The organism is Aurantiacibacter luteus (assembly GCF_001010945.1).
Taxonomy (GTDB): Bacteria; Pseudomonadota; Alphaproteobacteria; order Sphingomonadales; family Sphingomonadaceae; genus Alteraurantiacibacter; species Alteraurantiacibacter luteus.
This window is the reverse complement of record NZ_LBHB01000001.1, coordinates 713081-731204: the sequence shown is the minus strand read 5'-3', so window position 1 is coordinate 731204 and position 18124 is coordinate 713081. Positions and strand designations below refer to the sequence as shown.

22 protein-coding genes are annotated in these 18124 nt (G+C 66.4%); 17 read left to right on the top strand and 5 right to left on the bottom strand.

Annotated features, from left to right (window positions below; all coding sequences use genetic code 11):
- Positions 1–37 precede the first annotated feature (37 nt).
- The 15 genes from AAW00_RS03535 to pth all read left to right on the top strand — a co-directional run bounded on the left by AAW00_RS03535 (position 38) and on the right by pth (position 8509).
- Positions 38–1021: a TraB/GumN family protein gene (locus AAW00_RS03535; protein ID WP_047002912.1), complete on the top strand. Its 984-nt coding sequence runs from the start codon at positions 38–40 to the stop codon at positions 1019–1021.
- Between the two features lie 162 nt (positions 1022–1183).
- Positions 1184–1513 (top strand): UrcA family protein, encoded by a 330-nt coding sequence (locus tag AAW00_RS03530; protein WP_047002911.1) that lies wholly within the window; start codon positions 1184–1186, stop codon positions 1511–1513.
- Between the two features lie 92 nt (positions 1514–1605).
- Complete coding sequence (locus AAW00_RS03525) at positions 1606–2004, top strand: hypothetical protein (protein WP_047002910.1); 399 nt, start codon at positions 1606–1608, stop codon at positions 2002–2004.
- Positions 2004–2465: a hypothetical protein gene (locus AAW00_RS03520; protein ID WP_047002909.1), complete on the top strand. Its 462-nt coding sequence runs from the start codon at positions 2004–2006 to the stop codon at positions 2463–2465. Before AAW00_RS03525 ends, AAW00_RS03520 begins: the two co-directional genes overlap by 1 nt.
- On the top strand, positions 2455–2913 hold the full coding sequence (locus AAW00_RS03515) for a hypothetical protein (RefSeq protein ID WP_047002908.1): 459 nt from the start codon (positions 2455–2457) through the stop codon (positions 2911–2913). Before AAW00_RS03520 ends, AAW00_RS03515 begins: the two co-directional genes overlap by 11 nt.
- Positions 2914–2957: 44 nt before the next feature.
- On the top strand, positions 2958–3332 hold the full coding sequence (locus tag AAW00_RS03510) for a hypothetical protein (protein WP_156169910.1): 375 nt from the start codon (positions 2958–2960) through the stop codon (positions 3330–3332).
- A complete protein-coding gene (locus AAW00_RS03505; protein WP_047002906.1) occupies positions 3329–3760 on the top strand; it encodes a hypothetical protein in 432 nt (143 codons plus the stop codon). The genes AAW00_RS03510 and AAW00_RS03505 overlap by 4 nt, the downstream gene beginning before the upstream one ends.
- On the top strand, positions 3757–4248 hold the full coding sequence (locus tag AAW00_RS03500; RefSeq protein WP_206539313.1) for a hypothetical protein: 492 nt from the start codon (positions 3757–3759) through the stop codon (positions 4246–4248). Before AAW00_RS03505 ends, AAW00_RS03500 begins: the two co-directional genes overlap by 4 nt.
- Positions 4245–4439, top strand: coding sequence for a helix-turn-helix transcriptional regulator (locus tag AAW00_RS03495; RefSeq protein ID WP_047002904.1), 195 nt, complete (start codon positions 4245–4247; stop codon positions 4437–4439). Before AAW00_RS03500 ends, AAW00_RS03495 begins: the two co-directional genes overlap by 4 nt.
- Complete coding sequence (locus tag AAW00_RS03490; protein WP_047002903.1) at positions 4426–4845, top strand: hypothetical protein; 420 nt, start codon at positions 4426–4428, stop codon at positions 4843–4845. The genes AAW00_RS03495 and AAW00_RS03490 overlap by 14 nt, the downstream gene beginning before the upstream one ends.
- A gap of 41 nt (positions 4846–4886) precedes the next feature.
- Entirely contained in the window at positions 4887–5846 is a 960-nt protein-coding gene (locus AAW00_RS03485) for a TraB/GumN family protein (RefSeq protein WP_047002902.1), read from the top strand.
- Between the two features lie 86 nt (positions 5847–5932).
- Positions 5933–6700 carry a TraB/GumN family protein gene (locus AAW00_RS03480; protein WP_052761741.1) on the top strand — a complete coding sequence of 256 codons (768 nt, stop codon included), beginning with the start codon at positions 5933–5935 and terminating at the stop codon, positions 6698–6700.
- Between the two features lie 104 nt (positions 6701–6804).
- Positions 6805–7500 (top strand): 50S ribosomal protein L25/general stress protein Ctc, encoded by a 696-nt coding sequence (locus AAW00_RS03475; protein ID WP_047002901.1) that lies wholly within the window; start codon positions 6805–6807, stop codon positions 7498–7500.
- 2 nt (positions 7501–7502) lie between these two features.
- Positions 7503–7922, top strand: a complete 420-nt coding sequence (locus AAW00_RS03470; RefSeq protein ID WP_047002900.1) for a hypothetical protein — start codon at positions 7503–7505, stop codon at positions 7920–7922.
- Positions 7923–7936: 14 nt separating this feature from the next.
- A complete protein-coding gene (pth, locus tag AAW00_RS03465) occupies positions 7937–8509 on the top strand; it encodes an aminoacyl-tRNA hydrolase (RefSeq protein ID WP_047002899.1) in 573 nt (190 codons plus the stop codon).
- Here pth and AAW00_RS03460 read toward each other — a convergent pair.
- Positions 8506–9519: a tetratricopeptide repeat protein gene (locus AAW00_RS03460; RefSeq protein WP_047002898.1), complete on the bottom strand. Its 1014-nt coding sequence runs from the start codon at positions 9517–9519 to the stop codon at positions 8506–8508. The two genes, pth and AAW00_RS03460, sit on opposite strands and share 4 nt — an antisense overlap.
- 123 nt (positions 9520–9642) lie before the next feature.
- On the opposite strand from AAW00_RS03460, the gene ychF reads away from it, so the two are divergent.
- A complete protein-coding gene (gene ychF / locus AAW00_RS03455) occupies positions 9643–10743 on the top strand; it encodes a redox-regulated ATPase YchF (protein ID WP_047002897.1) in 1101 nt (366 codons plus the stop codon).
- Here ychF and AAW00_RS14180 read toward each other — a convergent pair.
- Complete coding sequence (locus AAW00_RS14180; RefSeq protein ID WP_052761740.1) at positions 10733–11605, bottom strand: DUF2167 domain-containing protein; 873 nt, start codon at positions 11603–11605, stop codon at positions 10733–10735. The genes ychF and AAW00_RS14180 overlap by 11 nt on opposite strands.
- Positions 11606–11711: 106 nt before the next feature.
- The gene (locus tag AAW00_RS03445) at positions 11712–12998 is read right to left on the bottom strand and encodes a tetratricopeptide repeat protein (protein WP_047002895.1); all 1287 of its coding nucleotides are present in this window, start codon (positions 12996–12998) and stop codon (positions 11712–11714) included.
- A gap of 275 nt (positions 12999–13273) precedes the next feature.
- On the opposite strand from AAW00_RS03445, the gene gyrA reads away from it, so the two are divergent.
- Positions 13274–16117, top strand: a complete 2844-nt coding sequence (gene gyrA, locus AAW00_RS03440; RefSeq protein WP_047002894.1) for a DNA gyrase subunit A — start codon at positions 13274–13276, stop codon at positions 16115–16117.
- 24 nt (positions 16118–16141) lie between these two features.
- Here the strand turns inward: gyrA and AAW00_RS03435 are convergent, their stop codons facing one another.
- Positions 16142–17239 carry an alpha/beta hydrolase gene (locus AAW00_RS03435; RefSeq protein ID WP_241461618.1) on the bottom strand — a complete coding sequence of 366 codons (1098 nt, stop codon included), beginning with the start codon at positions 17237–17239 and terminating at the stop codon, positions 16142–16144.
- A gap of 138 nt (positions 17240–17377) precedes the next feature.
- Positions 17378–18073, bottom strand: coding sequence for a lysoplasmalogenase family protein (locus AAW00_RS03430; protein ID WP_047002892.1), 696 nt, complete (start codon positions 18071–18073; stop codon positions 17378–17380).
- Positions 18074–18124 lie beyond the last annotated feature (51 nt).

Below are 18124 nucleotides of genomic sequence, written 5' to 3'. Positions count from 1 at the left end.
ACAGCAAGAGCGCGCGCGTGTGTGAATCGCCTGCGAAATGGCTCGCACCCTCTCGCGCATCGCGCTCGCCCTGACCTCCCTGTTCCTCGCCGCCACGCCGCTGGCCGCGCAAGACACGGGCGGCAGGGTCGCCGAGGAGGCGGACCGCTACGCCTTCCACCAGGACTACGAGCCCGCGCCTGCGCTGTGGAAGCTGTCGGACGAGGACACGACCATCTACATGTTGGGCACGATCCATGCGCTGCCCGAAGGGTTCCGCTGGCGCAGCGCCCAGCTCAACAGCATCATCGCCGAGGTCGACGGACTGGTGCTGGAAACGACCGATTATGCCGAATACGAGGGCGCGATCGACCTCGACGCGAAGTTCACGCACCGCGTGGCGAACCGCGTGCCCACCTCGCAGCGTCTCTCGCCCGAGGGCGCAGCCCAGTGGCGGCGGCTGATCGAGCGCAGCGGCGCGGACTTCGAGGCCTTCGACAACCTGCCCGTGCTCTCTGCCATGCTGTCCATGGGATACGGGCCGGTGGGGTCCAATCCCTCCTCGACCGAGTACGGCGTGGAGACGGTGCTGGAGGGCGATTTCCTGGAAACGAACAGGCCGATCGAGTCGATCGAGGATTCGGGCGCGGTGATGTACTCGCTGCTGCGCCTCGACGACGATGCCATCATCGCCGACCTCGACGCGAAGCTGCTGGCCTGGCGCGGCAAGTCGGTCGAGCAGTTCTACGACGCGGACTACGTCGACGCGCGCGGCGACGATTACTGGGCGGACGAGCACCGCTGGGCGCGCGGCGAGGTGCAGGATCACTTCGACATCGGTTTCGGCGACGGCGCCATCGGCAGGGCCTTCAACGCCATGCTGCTCGACCGCCGCAACACGGCCTGGGCGCAGTGGCTGGACGAACGACTCGATTCGCCCGGCACCATCCTGCTGGCGGTCGGGTCCGGGCACTTCGAGGGCGATGTTTCGCTTCTGGCGAAGCTGCGAGAGCGCGGCCTGACGGCCGAACGCATAAATTAATTCAACCAATATTTCAGATGCTTGGCAGGCGCGCGGGTCACGCACGCCTGTCCTTTTGTCAGGTCATGTTGACACGGTCAGTGAGTCACGACATAAAGTCAGCACAACCTGACATAAGGGAAGGTTGACCGAACACATTGTAAGGTTAAAAGGACCATTGCTATGACCAAGCTCCTCGCCTCCGCCGCCATCGCCATCGTTGCCGCCTTCGCCGTTCCGGCCGCTGCGCAGACCGGCGAGCCGGCGCAGATCACGGTGCCCACCGCCGACCTCGACCTGACCCAGCCCGCCGACCAGGAACGCCTCGATAGCCGAGTCGACCAGGCCATCTCGCGTGCCTGCCGCACCGGCGGCCGCGATAGCGCATCGCGCCGCTTCGAGAGCGCCTGCCGGGAAGATCTCGAGGCATCCTTCGCCCCGCGCATCGAACTGGCCATCGTCGCGGCGCGCACCGAACGTCTCGCCACGCTGACCCTCGACAACCGGGGCTGATCTTGCGCGGGACAGGGGGCGACGCACCACCAGCCCGGCAGCGCCGCCCCCGCCTCCCTCGCTTGCAAGCAACCGCTAACAGGACCGATCACTTGAACACGATCAAGCGCCGCCGCGACTGGGCTTCCGTCAATCTTAATCTCGGGATCGTCGGTCTGCTGGGCATCGCCATGCTGGTGATCGCGGCCTTCCATCCGCTACCGCGGAGCCTGGTGATAGCGGCCACCGTTTGCCTGGTGGTCTCTCTCCCCGTGATGTTCTTTACCCGCAAGACCGACGAGTACACGCTCAGCCTCTGGTCCACGGCGACGAACGCCGCCTTCGCCACGATTATCGCCTGGCTCGTGGCGGCTCCGGGCATCGAAGGTTTCATCGATGGCCTGTTCGGTATCGAGAACGGGCAGGACTTTCCCGAGCGCGGCGCTGCGGCTGCCTCGCTTTTCGCTTTCTTTGTCGTCTTCAATATCAAGCGCCTGACCGGAGCCTTCTGATGCCCTACGAACCCTCCACCGGTTACCGCATCGACCACGAGCGCAACCAGCGCGAACATCGCGAGCGCCTGTACTGGCTGACCCTCGCGAGCGGCGCGGTCAACGTGCTCGCCATTCCGCTCCACCTTTCAGGTGCAAACATCGCCTTCATGGGCCCGCTCTTCGGCGGCATGTGCGGTTCGCTGATCGTCGCTGGAATGAAGGGCAATACCGACGGCTACTACCGCTCGCTCGTGGGCACCGGCCTTTCGTGGATGGCGTTCGGCCTCGGAGTCGTGATGCTGCTGCTGTGGATCGACAGCAACACGAGCTTGATGGACCGCCTTATCGCGGGTTTCGACGTGCTTGCCAGCGACAGCCTGCTACTCGCGCTGGGCCTCGGCCTGCTGTTTCACGCCGGATATGCTTTCGCCTACCTTCGCGACCGGCTGCCGTTCGGGGGCGACAACGATGGTTTATGATCCCAACCGACTGGACCAGGGCGGGCGCGAAGCCGCCTACTGGCAGGTGCGCGCGGCGGGCGTGATGAGCCTTGTCATGCTCGCGTCCAATTTCCTGCCGCTCGGTCCGCATGTCGAGGGGTTTGTCGGCTTTTACGTCGGCATCTGGTTTGTGCTCTTCGCGCTCTATCGCAAGTTCGACGATTACTTCATGGGCCTCGTGCACGAGGGTGCCTTGTGGGCGCTGTGCGTGCTCGGCCTGTGGCTAGGGGTGCAGGGCCTGCTGTCGATCTGCGAGGGCTTCTATGGCATCGGTTACAGCGCCGGCGGTGCCGAGCTTTCCGCGGACGATCGCACATTCGCCCTTCCCGCGCAGTTCAACAGCGCGTGGCTCATCGGTTCGGCGGTCGCCTGCGCCTTTCACGCAGGCTTCCTCTACAAGCAGTTTCGCGGCGGAGGTAATGCCTGATGCCCTACGATCCGACAGCTCCTTCGGAGAAAGAGCGTTCGGGGATGTTCGCCCTCGCGCCTCTCGGACTGATCGACACGCTGATCGCGGCGGGCTCGTTCGCTTTCGGTAGCAATACGCGCCTTGCCGGCCTGTTCCTGCTGATGGCGTGGTGCGGGATTTGGGTGCTGCTGCTCTATCGTTTCGCTGACGACTATCTCGCCAGCCTGCGACTGGAGGCGGCACGCTGGTGTGCCGTGGCGCTGGGGCTGTGGTTCACCGGAGTGGCGCTCGTTTTTGCGCTCGGCGGCGGGGCGGAAGAAGGCGTGCGTTTCGCCATGCCGGCCGTGCTCATCGAACCGCAATGGCCGGCGCTGCTGGGCGCCTTTGTTTTCTACCTCGCCTTCGATGGCAAGCGTCTTCGGGGAACTGCTGCGTGATCGGTCTGCTGAACAAGAGGTCGCTGGGGCCGTTCGTCGGCCTCGACCTCGTCTTCCTGGCGCTGGGCGTGCTGGCTGTCGCACTACCTGCCCGCCACGCCGCCCGCGGTGCCGAGGCTGTCGCCCCCCTCGCCGACACCGCGACCTTTGTCGCAGCTGTGCTCGCAGCGGTCGCCGTGTTGAGCGTGCTGGCCTTTTTCACCTTGAAGATCGATCGCAAGGTCAACGACGAGTATACCTTCCAAGCCATGGCCAACAGCGCAATCAGCGCCATTCTCGTGACGTTGGTCGCCGACCTCGGCATGCAACTCGCACCGGCTTTCGGCCTTCTGCGCATCGTGTCCTCTCCGGACCTGACGCTGGGCGTTCTCGCCGGTAGCTGGACAATCGGCTACGCAATATATCGCGTGCGGGGAACTGCACTGTGAGCAAACATACACCTGCGCAACCGAAGGTAAGGGAACGACGGCGTCGATTGTATTTCCGGTTGATGGACCTGTGCCTGCTGGCCGCAGCATTGGGCACGGCGGATTTCCTGCGGGACGACGCGTTCGGATGGCAGCCCTGGTCGGACGACGACCCGGTCTATATTGCGATCGGCGTGCCGATCCTGTTCGTCAGCTTCATCGTGGGGCCCGTGCTCGTCGTGACGCGATCCTTGCGCGACGAATATGCCGAGCAGTTGTGGAAGCGCACCGTGGAATTGCTGGTCAACGTGCTGGCCATTGCGCCGCTCGTCATCATCCTTGGCACGTGGGCTGCCTACGCTGCCATCGGGGGCGAGGAGCTGCCGGATGCGCTGGGTTTCCTGAATCTTCAGATGAATTTCTGGACGTCCCTGGTTACCGCCTGGCAAACTTTCCTGCTGCTGTTCGTCGGCATCTTCCAGTTCCTGCGCTGGAGGGACAGCAGATGAATAACAAGCTCAAGGTGCTGCGCGCCATGCGCGACTGGAGCCAGGCGGAGCTGGCCGGGCATCTCGACGTCTCGCGCCAGGCGGTGAACGCTATCGAGACCGGCAAGCACGACCCGTCGTTGCCGCTGGCCTTCCGCATTGCGCGGTTGTTCGAGATGCCGATCGAGGAGATTTTCGATGACGGGCTCTAGCCTCTCGGGCGAGGAACGCCTGAAGCAGCGCCGCAGCCGGTTCTACCGCTATTCCGCGCTCGGCATCGCGGTGGCGGTGCTGTTCGGGATGGTCAGCGGATACACCCGTCGCTGGTACGAGAGCGGGCTGCTGCCCGGTGCGGCCATCGTCGCCATGTGGGCGTTAGGTCTCGGGGCCTTCGGCTTTTACGTCGCGGGCTACCTGCGCCGCCTGGACGAGGTCGACATGGCCGACAACCTGTGGGCCGCCTATTGGGGCTTCCACTTCTACATGGTCGCCTACCCGACGTGGTATTTCTTCGCGACGGTCGGCATGATGCCCGATCCCAACCAACAGATCATCTGGTTCACCACCATGCTCGTCATGCTGGTGGGCTATGTCACGCGCAAACTCGGCCTGCGCTGAAGGCCGGACCCATCGTTTCAACTGCAACAGGAGTCGCCATTATGATCTTTCGCAAACTGCTTTTCGCCGCATCGGCCATCGCCCTTTCGGCCTGCGCCTCCACGCCCGGCATCGCCCAGGTCAGCGCGCCGAACGAAGCCGAGGCGACCGCGTCCTCCGGCCCCGCATTGTGGCGGCTGAGCGACGATGACACGACGATCTATCTCTTCGGCACCGTCCACTTCCTGCCCGAGGGCGTGGAGTGGTACAATCCGACGATCCGCGGCGCGCTCGAATCCGCCGACGAGTTCGTCAGCGAGATCGACACCAGCGCCATTCCCGAGGTCGTGCCCGGCGAGGCCCCCTCGCCCGAACTGATGGCCATTATGCAGACGCAGATGCGCCTCGCCACGCTGGAGACCGGCGGCACGGTGCGCGACCTGATGACCGACGAGAACCGCGCGGAATACGAGGCCGCCCTCGCCCGCGTCGGCGTGCCCGCAGCCGCGCTCGACGGGTTCGAGCCGTGGATGGGCATGATGACGCTGACCCAGCTCGGCCTGGTGCAAGTGGGCATCGATCCCTCGACCGGAGTCGAGCGCGTGCTCGACTCCCTGGTCGAGGGCAAGGAACGCGCCGCCTTCGAGACCGTCGAGCAGCAGTTCGGCTTCTTCGACAGCCTGCCGATGGAGGCCCAGCTCGCCGGGCTCGACCAGACGGTAGAGATGATGGCGACGCCCGAGGCGCTGCGCGAGAACTTCGACGCGATGGTGACCGAGTGGATGGAAGGCGATGCCGCCGGCCTCGCCACGCTGGTCAACGACGAGCTTGCCGCCGATCCGGCGCTCTACGCCACGCTCCTCAGCGATCGCAACGCACGCTGGGCGGAATGGCTGGACGAACGCATGGATCGCCCCGGCACCGTCTTCGTCGCCGTGGGCGCAGGTCATCTCGGCGGTGCGGGCAGCGTCCAGTACTTCCTGCACGAGCGCGGCCTGACGGCGGAGCGCGTCGCATACTGAGGCAGATTTTCCTGACACTGGGCGGGGCGCTGTGGCTTGCGAGCTGCGGCGCTCCGTCCGCGTCGGACTGGCCCGAGCCCAGCCCCATGTTGTGGGAGATCACCGCACCCGGGGGCGAGCGCGGGGCGCTGTTCGGCACCATCCATGCACTGCCCGACGATGCCAAGTGGCGCACTCCCGCGCTCGATGCCGCGCTGGCGGATAGCGACCTGCTCGTGGTCGAGGTCGCCAACCTCGGCGATACGTCGGGCGCGGAACTCTTCAGCGACCTTTCCGAAACGCCCGGCCAGCCCCCGCTCTCGCGCCGGGTGGACGCGGAGGCGCGCCCCGCCCTTCTCGCGATGATGGATGCCGCCGGGATGGACGACGGCGATTTCTCGCGCATCGAGAGCTGGGGCGCCGCCCTCTTGCTCGCCGCCGCAACTCGCACCGGCGATAGCGACAACGGCGTCGACCGTGCGCTGATTGCAGAGGCGGACGAGGTCGTCGGACTGGAGAGCTATGCCGGCCAGCTCTCGCTGTTCGACCGACTTTCGCAGGAGGCGCAGGGTGACTTGCTGGCCGCCACCGCGCGCGACTGGCAGGCGGGCCGGGGCGATGCCATGCTGCGAGCCTGGCTGAGCGGCGACGAACGCAGGATCGCGGAACACGTAGGCGGCGAGCTGCTCTCCAACCCGGAGCTTCGCCGCACCCTCCTCACCCGCCGCAACGAGGCCTGGACCGACCGCATCGCCGCGCTGGTGGAGGAAGGCCGCCGCCCGTTCGTGGCCGTGGGCGCGGCGCACCTCGTCGGCGAGGATGGCCTCGTCGCGCGGCTGGAGGCGCTTGGCTATACGGCGCGCCGTATCCAGTAGTTGCTTTTCGGGCCAGCGCTGCTATTGGCGCGCCTCCCTGTCGGCATGGTCATCCCTGGAGGCGTGACGGCAGGTGCAACACCCGCAACCCGAAAGGCAATACCATGAGCGACGCTCTTGAACTGTCGGCCGAGCTGCGCGAACGGGCTGGCAAGGGAGCCTCCCGTGCGCTGCGTCGCGAAGGCCGCGTACCCGCCGTGATCTACGGCAACAACGAAGAACCCACGACGATCCACGTCGAAGAGAAGGAGCTGCGCAAGCAGCTTGGCACGGGTCACTTCATGAATTCCATCGTGATGATCGGCCTCGGCGGCGACACGCTGCGCACCATCCCCAAGGATGTCGCGCTCGACCCCGTCAGCGATCGTCCGATCCACGTCGATTTCCTCCGCCTGTCGAAGAACGCCAAGATCCAGGTCGCCGTGCCTGTAGTGTTCATCAACGAAGAGGATAGCCCCGGCCTGAAGAAGGGCGGCGTGCTCAACGTGGTGCGCCACGACCTCGAGCTGGTCTGCGAGAACGCCAAGATCCCGAGCGAGATCGAGATCGACGTCACCGGCCTCGAAGTGGGTGACAGCATCCACATCAGCTCCGTCACGCTGCCCGATGGTGCCGAAAGCGCCATCACCGACCGTGACTTCACCATCGCGACGCTCGTCGCCCCGTCCGCGCTCAAGCGCGCCGAGGGCGAGGCCGGCGACGACCAGACCGGCGAAGGCATGGATGCGGGCGAAACCGCTGCCACCGAGCAGGGTCCGGACGACGACGCTGCCGCCGAGCAGGAAGCGAAGAGCGAGTAAGCATGCGGCGCGCGATCCTGTCGCTCGCCGTCATGAGCCTGGGGCTGGCCGGAGTGTCCGCGCCGGCCCCGGCGCTCGCGCAGCAGGGCGGCGTCCTGCCCGCCGATCCGCAGGACTTCCAGTGTTTCGTGCTTCTGCAGCAGCGTCGCGCGGCCTTCATGGCGAACGAGCAATTGCCCGTGGAACAGCGCGCCCAGTTCGTCGACAACCTGACGATTATCTCGGCCTTTTACGCCGGGCGCATCAGCCACTATTCCGCCGGCGAGGCCGTGGCTCAGTTCCGCAGCGCCAACGCCGAAATCGCCGCGGCCAGCCCCGCGCAGCGCGATGCCTTCGCCAACGTGTGCACCAACTTCTACATTTCCGTGATCAACGTCCTGGCGACCACTAGCGAGCAGGCGCAGAGCGCACCGCGACAGTAGGAGGCGCTTGCGCCATGCAGCTCTGGGTCGGCCTCGGAAATCCCGGTCCCAAACACGCCATGCAGCGGCACAATGTCGGCTTCATGGCGTCCGACGTGTTGGCCGAGATGCACGGGTTCGGGCCGGTGCAGAAGAAGTTCCAGGGCTGGTTGCAGGAGGGCCGCATCGGCGGAGCGAAGGTCCTGCTGCTGAAGCCCGCCACCTACATGAACGAAAGCGGCCGCAGCGTCGGCGAAGCGCTGCGCTTCTACAAGCTGGGCACCGATGCGCTGACTGTGTTCCACGACGAACTCGACCTCGCCCCGTTCAAGATCAAGGTGAAGATCGGCGGCGGCCATGCCGGGCACAACGGCCTGCGCAGCATCGACCGCCACCTCGGCCCGGATTTCCGCCGCGTACGGCTCGGTATCGGTCATCCCGGCCACAAGGATCGCGTCCACGGGTACGTGCTGGGCAATTACGCCAAGGACGAGATGGACGACCTGACCGATATGCTCGCCGCCGTCGGCGCGGAGGCGGACTGGCTGGCGAAGGGCGACGACGCCCGCTTCATGAGCGACGTGGCAGTGCGGATGCAGGCAGGCTAGCCGCGCGCTGCACCGTCGATGCGCGCAAGGGTTGCGCGATACTCTGCGTTATCGGGATAGGCCTCTGCCAGCGGCTGCACCATCGAGCGCGCTTGCTCCACCTGCCCCAGTTCCAGCATCGCTTGCCCGTAGAGCAGCCGCGCGGGCGCGAAATCGATTACGGCGCGCTCGCTGCGCTGCAATCGCTCGCGCACGGCCGGCCAGCGCCCGGCATCGGCATCGAGCAGCGCGGTGTGGTAGACGAACGCGATGTCGCCCGGCCAGGCCGCGCTGCCGCGCGCCACCAGCGGCGCGGCGATGTCCATCCGGCCCAAGTTGCGGGCCGAGGCGATCGCGCCCAGCAGCGCGGGCCGATCGGACGGGTTCCTTTCGAGAATGGCCATGTAGGCCCGCGCGGCCAGTTCGTGTTCGCCGAGCAGGTTGGCGAAGCGGGCGGAGACGAACAGCGTTTCCACCGCCTCGGGCGCCAGCCGCTGCACCTCGCCCACTGCGCGGCGTGCTCCTTCGGCGTCGCCGCGATCGAGGTGCCAGGTCGCCTCCAACGTGTAGAGCCGCAGCTTGTCCCCTTCGGCCCCGTGACCGTTGCGAAAGGCCGCCTTGACCGCCGCATCGTCGCCCTGCCGGGCGGCGGCGAGCGCACGCAGGCGCCAGGCCTCGGCGCTGCGCTGACCGGTCAGCGCGGCGCGGGCGGCCTCGACCTCGCCGGTCTGCAACAGGGCCTCGGCGCGCAGCAGGTTTGCATCGGCAGGCAGGGCGCGGGCATCATCGAGGCGGGCGAGCGTCGCCAAGGCGGCCTGCCCCTGTCCCGTCGCCACCTGCACCCGCGCCAGCAATTCCAGCGCCCCTGGACCGTCGGCATCCTGGGCCAAGGCCGCCTGCGCCCCCGTCCGCGCCGCCGGATAGTCCTGCCGGTCGTAAGCCGCGCGCGCCTCATCCAGCGGATCGCCGGCGACGAGCGAGCAGGCGGCAAGGCCGGCCGCGGCAACGGCGGCGAGGAACAGGTTTCGCATAACCGCCCCGCCCTAGCGCCAAGGCGCAAACATTCGGTGAACTCGCGCCGCCCGCTGGCAATCCGTCCGCAGCCCCGCTAAGGCGCGCGGCAACGCCATCCGCCACACGAAAGTTTGCACATCATGGGATTCCGCTGCGGGATCGTGGGCCTGCCCAATGTCGGCAAGTCGACCCTTTTCAACGCCCTTACCGAGACGCAGGCTGCACAGGCCGCGAACTATCCGTTCTGCACCATCGAGCCCAATGTCGGGCAGGTGGCGGTGCCGGACGAGCGGCTGGAAAAGATCGCCGCCATCGCCAAGAGCGCCAAGGTCATCCACACCCAGCTCGGCTTCGTCGACATCGCCGGCTTGGTGAAGGGCGCAAGCGCAGGCGAAGGTTTGGGAAACCAGTTCCTAGGCAACATTCGCGAGGTGGACGCCATCGTCCACGTCCTGCGCTGCTTCGAGGATGACGACATCCAGCACGTCGCCAACCAGGTCGATCCCATCGCCGATGCCGAGGTGGTGGAGACCGAGCTGATGCTTTCCGACCTGGAGAGCCTGGAAAAGCGCGTCGACAACGCCCGGCGCCGGGCGACCGCGGGCGACAAGGAGGCCAAGGCGCTCGCCAGTGTGCTGGGCCAGGCTCTCGAGCTGCTGAAGGACGGCAAACCCGCCCGCCTGACCGAGCCGAAGGACGACGAGGAAGCGCGGCTGTTCGCGCAGGCCCAACTGCTGACCGCCAAGCCCGTGCTCTACGTCTGCAACGTGGGAGAGGAAGACGCCGCCGAGGGCAACGCGCTTTCGGCAAGGGTTTTCGAAAAGGCCGCCGCGGAGGGCGCGGAAGCCGTCGTCGTCTCCGCCGCCATCGAGAGCGAGCTGGTGGCGATGGAGCCGGAAGACCGCGCCGAATATCTCACCGAGCTGGGCCTGACCGAGAGTGGCCTCGCCCGGGTGATCCGTGCCGGTTACAAGCTGCTCGGCCTCAAGACCTTCTTCACCGCCGGTCCCAAGGAAGCACGCGCCTGGACCTTCCCGGCGGGCGCACGGGCACCGCAGGCGGCGGGAGAGATCCATACCGATTTCGAACGCGGCTTCATCCGCGCCGAGACCATCGCCTACGAAGACTACGTGGCGCTGAACGGCGAAAGCGGGGCGAAGGACGCAGGCAAGCTGCGCCAGGAGGGCAAGGAATACCTCGTTCAGGATGGCGACGTGATGCTGTTCAAGTTCAACGTGTAGCGGGATCGGCCTCGTTGCGGCGGAACAGGCGGCGCAGCGGCGTCGCCAGCGCAGCGGCGAGCACCAGCAAGGCAACGCCGATGGGCTGTGCCAGCTTTGCCAGCAGGGCCAATAGCCCCACGTTCTTGGCGACGACCAGCCCCGTGCCCGCGCCGACCAGCCCGGCAATGCCGAAACCAGCCGCCTCGTCGCGCGCCTCGTCGTAATCGACATGGCGCGCGCCGGGATCGAAGCGGGCGCGTTCGGCAAGATCGGCGGCGGCGGCGCGGATTTCGGGCAGCTGGTCCATCTCGCCGACCATGTCGAGACTCAGCACCCCGCGCCGCCCCAGCAGGCGCAGGTCATAATGCAGGCCGTCTGGCCCGCCGTCCGCATAGGATAGCTGGCGACCCCAGGTGACCGCGCGATGCACGCTGTCGTATCGCGGGCGCTGAGCCCAGCCCTCCAGCGTCACCTCAGGGAAGCCTTCGTCGCGGCGAATATCGTTGGCGGCGAGCGTCTCGGTCTGCATCTGCCGCATGAGCGCGTCGTAGTCCGCGGAGCGCGCGTCTTCGGCGCTGACCCAGCCCAGCGGCTCCCACGTGACGATGGCACCCCAAGATCGCTCCCGCGGGTCCGATGCGGCGGGCATCACCAGGCCGAGCACCCCGTCCGCTTCGGCAGGCGGGTTCTCCCAGATATCTACGAGAATAAGTCGTGTGTCGGCGGGTCCGTAGAAACGATAGTCGCCGCCAAGGTCGAGCCTTGCCCGAGCCTCCGGCAACATGATTTCCCCGCTGCGAGGCGCGAGGTCGGAATCCCCCTTGGCGTGCAAGGGCGCGGCGAGGCACAGCAAGACCGGAATGACGAGGCGGGCGAGCATGGCCTACCCCTAGCGGCAAATGTTTACCGGCCCGTGCAGGCCGCAAACGAAAACGGCGCGCAAGGCCGAAGCCCTGCGCGCCGTATTTCGTCGTCCTGTCCTAGGATCAATTGGCCTGCGAGTTGATCCAGGCAGTCCACATGCGGGCAATCGGCTGCCGCTCGCCGGTGATGCGGGCAAACGTCGCCAGCGCCGCGGCATTGTCGCCGCCCAGCGCCTGCACCATGCCGAGGCGAGTCAGCGCCACGTTGCTGTCGTAGCCACGGTCGAGCGCCCGCTGGTACATGGCGGCCGCGCGGGTGTAATCCTCGGTCGAATAGAGGATGTCGCCCGCGTTGATGGCATCGAGCCCGTCGCCGTTCTCGCCCTCGCGCACGATAGCCGCGATGCCGTTGCGGTCCGCCGCCGCACGCACGTCAGCGGCAGCCTTCACATCGGTATAATAGGTGTCGCTGGCGGTATAAACGCCGTTGGACAGGCCTAGTGCCAGCGCCCTTTGCACCTCGTTGCCGCGGACGCGGGCATCGAGGTCGTCGATGTAGCGGCTGATATCCTGCCGTTCGCGCAGCACGCCGGCAGCCAGCATCAGGCGATAGAGGTCGACACGGGCCTGCGGGGTGAAATCGTAGAGCTGGCTGACGATCTGCATCGAATTGGTCAGATTACGCTCGCTGGGGTAACTGAGGACGACCATTTCCCCGACATTCAGCGCTTGCTCGGCAAGTTCGTTGTCGTAACTGAGCTGCAAGGCGTTCAGCAGCCACGCTTCGGGCACTGCCTGACCGGCCGCGGTATTGGCGGCAATGCGCTGGAGAAGGTAGTCGACCCCCTGCTGTTCGGCACCCTCCTCCACGTAGGTGTTTGCGATCAGCAGCGTCGCGTCACCCTCGTCCGGCACATAGCCGGCGTCGAGCGCGGCCTGCAGATAGCGGCGCGCGTCGGCGTAGTTGTCGAGCTCATAAGAGATGTTGCCGGCATACCAGTTGAAGAGGCCCGTCTGCTCACCGACACGGCCCGCCTGCAGGCGCATGGTCAAACCCTGCAACTGCAGCTGGCGATCGTTGAAATGGCTGCCGATGTTGAGGATGAGGTTCCCGGCCAGATCGCGGTCTGCATCGTTCTGGATGGCCGCCACCAGGCCAGGGATCGCGGCGCGCGCGCCCTCGTAGTTGGCGGTCGAGGGCTGCACCATCGCGGCGACCGGCTGATAGGCCGCGGCGAAGGCCTGCGAATTGGTTTCGCCCTGCGGCTGTTCGGCCTGTTGGGCCCGCTGGCGGCGGTTCTGCGCGAAGGCGGTTTCCGGCAGCACGGCGGTCGCGGTCATGGCGAACCCGCCGAGCAGCATGGAAGCGAGCGCAAGGCGCGTGCGAGCGGAGCGAATGGGGGTCGTCATTGGGTCTTTTCTCCTGAAACTTCCGACAGCAAGGCTGCCGCCTAATTCCCGCGCGGCGGGTTCTGCACACAACGCACGGGATTGCAATTCTGTCCTGCCCAAACGGCGGTGAACCGCGTTTTAACGCAAGTGTCAGGCGACAGACCGCCAATCGGTCGGGAAGTGTGGAAAAGCCGGGGTGAAAGCCCATATGAGGCTTTGCGAAACTGGCCTGTGCGCGCCCCTTCGCGTACCCTCCCATCACCCGTAACAGCGACGGAAATAGACAGCCAACCGTGAGCGACGAAACCGACACTCTCCCCGCGCCCGCAGCGCCGGCCGAATTCGAACGCATCGACATCGTCGAGGAGATGAAGACCAGCTATCTCGATTACGCGATGAGCGTGATCGTCAGCCGTGCGCTGCCGGACGTGCGCGACGGGCTGAAGCCGGTCCACCGCCGCATCCTGTTCGCCGCCAACGAGGGCGGCTACGTCGCCGGGCGTCCGTTCCGCAAGAGCGCGCTGATCGTGGGCGACGTGATGGGCAAGTATCACCCGCACGGCGACAGCGCGATCTACGATGCTCTCGCCCGCATGGTGCAGCCGTGGTCCTTGCGCGTGCCGCTGGTGGACGGCCAGGGCAACTTCGGCAGCATGGATCCCGATCCGCCTGCCGCCATGCGCTATACCGAGAGCCGGCTGGCGCGCGTCGCCAACGCGCTGCTCGACGATCTCGACAAGGACACGGTCGATTTCACCGGCAACTACGACGAGAGCCGGCAGGAGCCGACCGTCCTGCCCGCGCGCTTTCCCAACCTGCTGGTCAACGGCGCGGGCGGCATTGCCGTCGGCATGGCGACCAACATCCCGCCGCACAACCTCGGCGAAGTGATCGACGGCTGCCTCGCCTTCATCGAGGATCCGGGCATCAGCGACGAAGGCCTGCACGAGATCATTCCCGGTCCGGACTTTCCCACCGCCCCGCTGATCCTCGGCAAGCACGGCGCGCGTTCGGCCTACACCACGGGTCGCGGCTCCATCCTGATGCGCGCCCGGCACGAGATCGAGAAGGGCCGCAACGACCGCGAGAGCATCGTCCTCACCTCCATCCCCTACCAGGTCGGCAAGGCGGGCCTGGTCGAGAAGATCGCCGAGGCTGCCAAGGACAAGCGGATCGAGGGCATCACCGACATCCGCGACGAAAGCTCGCGCGCGGGCGTGCGCGTCGTCATCGACCTCAAGCGCGATGCCACGCCCGAGGTGGTGCTCAACCAGCTATGGCGGCACACGCCCGCGCAGGCGAGCTTCCCCGCCAACATGCTCGCCATCCGCGGCGGCCGGCCCGAGACGCTGGGCCTGCGCGACATCATCTCCAGCTTCATCCAGTTCCGCGAGCAGGTCATCACGCGGCGCACCAAGTTCGAACTGAATAAGGCGCGCGAGCGGGCACACGTCTTGCTCGGCCTGGTGGTGGCGGTCTCCAACCTCGACGAGGTGGTGGCGATCATCCGTGGCTCCTCCAACCCCGGCATCGCGCGCGAGCGCTTGCTGGCGCGCGAATGGCCCATCGGCGACATCGCGCAGTACATCCGCCTGGTCGAGGCCATCGATCCCTCGTCCGACGAGGAGGGCGGCACCTATCAGCTGTCCGAACGGCAGGTGAAGGCCATCCTCGCCCTGCGCCTCTCCAGCCTCACCGCGCTCGGCCGCGACGAGATCGGCGGAGAGCTGGAGGAGCTGGCGAGCAAGATCGAATACTATCTCTCGCTGCTGGCCGACCGCGCCAAGCTCTACGGAGTCATGCGCGACGAGCTGATCGAGGTGCGCGACCAGTTCGCCACCCCGCGCGTCAGCGAGATCGCGCCCGCCTGGGACGGGCTAGACGACGAGGACCTGATCGAGCGCGACGAGATGGTCGTGACCGTCACCCACGACGGCTACATCAAGCGCACCCCGCTCTCCACCTTCCGCGCCCAGGCGCGCGGTGGCAAGGGGCGCAGCGGCATGGCCACTAAGGACGAGGATGCCGTGGTGGAGATGTTCGTCACCTCCACCCATAATCCGGTGCTGTTCTTCACCAACACGGGGCGCGTCTATCGCCTGAAGGTGTGGAAGCTGCCCGAGGGCGGTCCGCAGACCAAGGGCCGGCCCATGGTCAACCTGCTGCCGCTCGGCAACGACGAACGGATCACCAACGTTTTGCCCCTGCCTGAGGACGAAAGCGAGTGGGCCAGCCTCAACATCGTCTTCGCCACTGAGCAGGGCATGGTGCGGCGCAACTCGATGGATTCCTTCACCAACGTGCCCACCGCCGGCAAGTACGCGATGGGCTTCGTGGAAGGCAGCGGCGACCGGCTGATCGGCGTGGAACTGCTGACCGAGGAGCAAGAAGTTTTCCTCGCCTCCGACACCGGCAAGGCCATCCGCTTCTCCGCCAGCGACGCGCGCGAGACCAAGAGCCGCACCGGCATCGGCGTGCGCGGCATGAAGCTGCCGCGTGGGTCGAAGGTCGTCTCGATGGCCGTGCTCGACCCGCTGGAAGCCGACATGGAGCGGCGCGAGGCTTACCTGCGCGCGGCCGCGTGGAAGAACAACGAGGCCGAGCATACGCTCAATCCCGAAACCGTCGCGCAGATGGAGCAGGAGGAGGAATTCATCCTCACCCTGACGGCAAACGGCTATGGCAAGATCACCTCGGCCTACGAATACCGCACCATCGGGCGCGGCGGGCAGGGTCTGACCAACATTGGCGAGCCGTCGAAGAACCCGGACCGCAACGGCCCGGTGGTCGCCAGCTTCCCGGTGACCCACAACTCGCAACTGATGCTGGTGACCGACCAAGCCAAGCTCATCCGCCTGCCCATCCGCTTCCGGCACTGCATCGAGGGCGGGTTCGACACGCTGGAGGGCATCTCGATCTCCGGTCGAGGTTCGTCGGGTATCCGCATCTTCAGCGTCGCCAAGGGCGAGCGCATCGTCGGCGCGGCGCTGATCGACGAGACCGAGGAGCCGGAGAACGAGGCGGAGGAAATGATCGCCGACGAGATCGCCGAACGCGGCGGCAGCCTCAATCCGACGACGCCGCACACCACGGCGCATTCGGACGACAACATGGAAGGCGAGCCGGACAGCGAATAGGCGCACCGTCCGGCTCTCCCGCCTTTATTCGGCGAGATCCTCGCGCATCCGCGCCACCGCGTACTGCTCGGCCTGCAGGGCAATGGGAACGACCTTGCCCATCCCGAAGAACTCGTGGCTGACGCCGGCAAAGGTCCGCTGCTCGACCTCGACGCCCGCTGCACGCATCGCCGCGGCAAGCGTTTCGCCATCCGACCGCAGTGGATCGGCCTGCGCGTTGATGATGGTCGTGGGCGGGAGGTTGCGCAGATTCGCGGTAACGAGATTGAGCCGGGGATCCTGCGCGTCCGCCGGCGTGCGCATATAGTAATAGCCGAACCAGTTGAGCGCCGCCGTATTCAGGGGAACCGCCTGCGCGCTGTCGCGCCGCGAGGGCAGGTCCATGCTGGAATTCGCGATCGGATAGACCGAGACGATGTGGTCCGGCATGGTCAGGCCATTGTCACGGGCGTAGATCGCGGTCGAGACGGCCAGATTGCCGCCCGCGCTTTCGCCCACCATGAACAGACGTTCGGTATCGCCGCCCCAGTCGTCGGCGTTCGCCAGCACCCATCGATAGGCAGAGGCCGCGTCCTCATGCTGCGAGGGGAATTTGAACTCGGGCGCATGGCGATAGTCGACCGAAACGACCACCGCCTGCATCGCCTCGGCAAGGTAGCGCGGGGCGGCGTCATACGTATCGAGATCGGCGATTACCCAGCCGCCGCCGTGGTAGTAGACCACCACCGGCAGGTCTGAACTGGCCGTGGTTCCGGCGGGGCGATATACGCGGGCGACCTGTTCGTCGTCGCTGCCGTAGGACATGTCCTGCGTGGTCACGGCATTCGTTCGCAGCGTAACGCCGCGCTGCTGCGCCACACGGGCGTAGGCGTCCGCGAACGAAGGCTGCACGCGCGCTTGTGCGGGGGTCAGGCTGGTCAGCGGCTGCGGGCCCAGCGCCGCCAGGGCGTCGAGCACATCCTGCATGGCCCGGCTGACCGCCGGCGGGGCGACCTGCGCCGTAGCCGGCACGGGCGGCGGCGCGGCGTTGGCATCGCGCGGGCTGGTTATCATGGTGCCGGCCATCCCGTTCATGGTGGTGCAGGCACCAACCGACAGGGCGCTGAGAGCAAGTCCGGACATGGCGAGTACTCGGACCAAGGTACGGCGGTAAGACATTCGGGTTCTCCTGTTGCGTCAGTGGTGGCAACGCGGAAAAATCGAATGGTATCCGAGCATTGCGGCCTTAATCAACTTTCGGCCTTGGCTTTCTTGAAGACGTCAATGGACGGACGCACGTCCGCCCTGTACCACGCGCAGCTCCGGATCGCGCTTGCGCAGGTTCGTCATCACGCCGACCGTCAACAGGAATTGCCCGAGATAGTAGATTGGCCAGACGAGATATTGCGGGATCGGGCTGCCTGACAGAGGCCCCATCCCGGCAAAGATCAGTAGGTCTGACACCACGAAAAGCACCGCGCCCGCCCCCACGGTGAAGCGCGGATAATCGCTCGCCCAGGCGCCCGCCGCCATGGCGCCCAGCGCCAGACCGTAGATTGCCGCGGGCATGGCGACGCCCGGCACACTCACCAGCCAGTAGGCTGCGAGCGGTGTGCCCAGCAGCAGCGCGAGGAAGATAAGGCTGTCCGCACCCTCCAATGGAGCGCCGCGATGGCGCAGGAACAGCGAAAGCATGACGCAATGGAAGACGAAGAACAGCGCCCCGCCCACCCGGATGTCCATTTCCATGAACATGTCGGCGACGCTCGCGATCGCCATGGCGCCCGCCAGCATCCGCGCGCTCTTGCTGCCGTGGCGCAGCCAGGCATAAATCGCGAGAAAGGCGCAGGCGCTCCCTTTAAGCGGGATAAGGTAGAGCTCGGGCAGCTCGCTCGCCGAGAGATAGTAGAACGCCAGCGCCGCCAAGATGCTGAGCAGCAGGTAGGGTCGCTTCTCTGAAAGGGCACGGCGCGGCATGGCATCGGGACTAGCCGCCAGTCTGCATTTGCGCCAGCGCCCCGCGTCACT

What these genes read in the sequence shown, in the direction of transcription:
- AAW00_RS03535 (WP_047002912.1), top strand. Translation starts at nt 38, where the DNA reads ATGGCTCGCACCCTCTCGCGCATCGCGCTCGCCCTGACCTCCCTGTTC.
- AAW00_RS03530 (WP_047002911.1), top strand. Translation starts at nt 1,184, where the DNA reads ATGACCAAGCTCCTCGCCTCCGCCGCCATCGCCATCGTTGCCGCCTTC.
- AAW00_RS03520 (WP_047002909.1), top strand. Translation starts at nt 2,004, where the DNA reads ATGCCCTACGAACCCTCCACCGGTTACCGCATCGACCACGAGCGCAAC.
- AAW00_RS03515 (WP_047002908.1), top strand. Translation starts at nt 2,455, where the DNA reads ATGGTTTATGATCCCAACCGACTGGACCAGGGCGGGCGCGAAGCCGCC.
- AAW00_RS03510 (WP_156169910.1), top strand. Translation starts at nt 2,958, where the DNA reads ATGTTCGCCCTCGCGCCTCTCGGACTGATCGACACGCTGATCGCGGCG.
- AAW00_RS03495 (WP_047002904.1), top strand. Translation starts at nt 4,245, where the DNA reads ATGAATAACAAGCTCAAGGTGCTGCGCGCCATGCGCGACTGGAGCCAG.
- AAW00_RS03490 (WP_047002903.1), top strand. Translation starts at nt 4,426, where the DNA reads ATGACGGGCTCTAGCCTCTCGGGCGAGGAACGCCTGAAGCAGCGCCGC.
- AAW00_RS03485 (WP_047002902.1), top strand. Translation starts at nt 4,887, where the DNA reads ATGATCTTTCGCAAACTGCTTTTCGCCGCATCGGCCATCGCCCTTTCG.
- AAW00_RS03480 (WP_052761741.1), top strand. Translation starts at nt 5,933, where the DNA reads ATGTTGTGGGAGATCACCGCACCCGGGGGCGAGCGCGGGGCGCTGTTC.
- AAW00_RS03475 (WP_047002901.1), top strand. Translation starts at nt 6,805, where the DNA reads ATGAGCGACGCTCTTGAACTGTCGGCCGAGCTGCGCGAACGGGCTGGC.
- AAW00_RS03470 (WP_047002900.1), top strand. Translation starts at nt 7,503, where the DNA reads ATGCGGCGCGCGATCCTGTCGCTCGCCGTCATGAGCCTGGGGCTGGCC.
- pth (WP_047002899.1), top strand. Translation starts at nt 7,937, where the DNA reads ATGCAGCTCTGGGTCGGCCTCGGAAATCCCGGTCCCAAACACGCCATG.
- AAW00_RS03460 (WP_047002898.1), bottom strand. Translation starts at nt 9,519, where the DNA reads ATGCGAAACCTGTTCCTCGCCGCCGTTGCCGCGGCCGGCCTTGCCGCC.
- ychF (WP_047002897.1), top strand. Translation starts at nt 9,643, where the DNA reads ATGGGATTCCGCTGCGGGATCGTGGGCCTGCCCAATGTCGGCAAGTCG.
- AAW00_RS14180 (WP_052761740.1), bottom strand. Translation starts at nt 11,605, where the DNA reads ATGCTCGCCCGCCTCGTCATTCCGGTCTTGCTGTGCCTCGCCGCGCCC.
- AAW00_RS03445 (WP_047002895.1), bottom strand. Translation starts at nt 12,998, where the DNA reads ATGACGACCCCCATTCGCTCCGCTCGCACGCGCCTTGCGCTCGCTTCC.
- AAW00_RS03435 (WP_241461618.1), bottom strand. Translation starts at nt 17,239, where the DNA reads ATGTCCGGACTTGCTCTCAGCGCCCTGTCGGTTGGTGCCTGCACCACC.
- AAW00_RS03430 (WP_047002892.1), bottom strand. Translation starts at nt 18,073, where the DNA reads ATGCCGCGCCGTGCCCTTTCAGAGAAGCGACCCTACCTGCTGCTCAGC.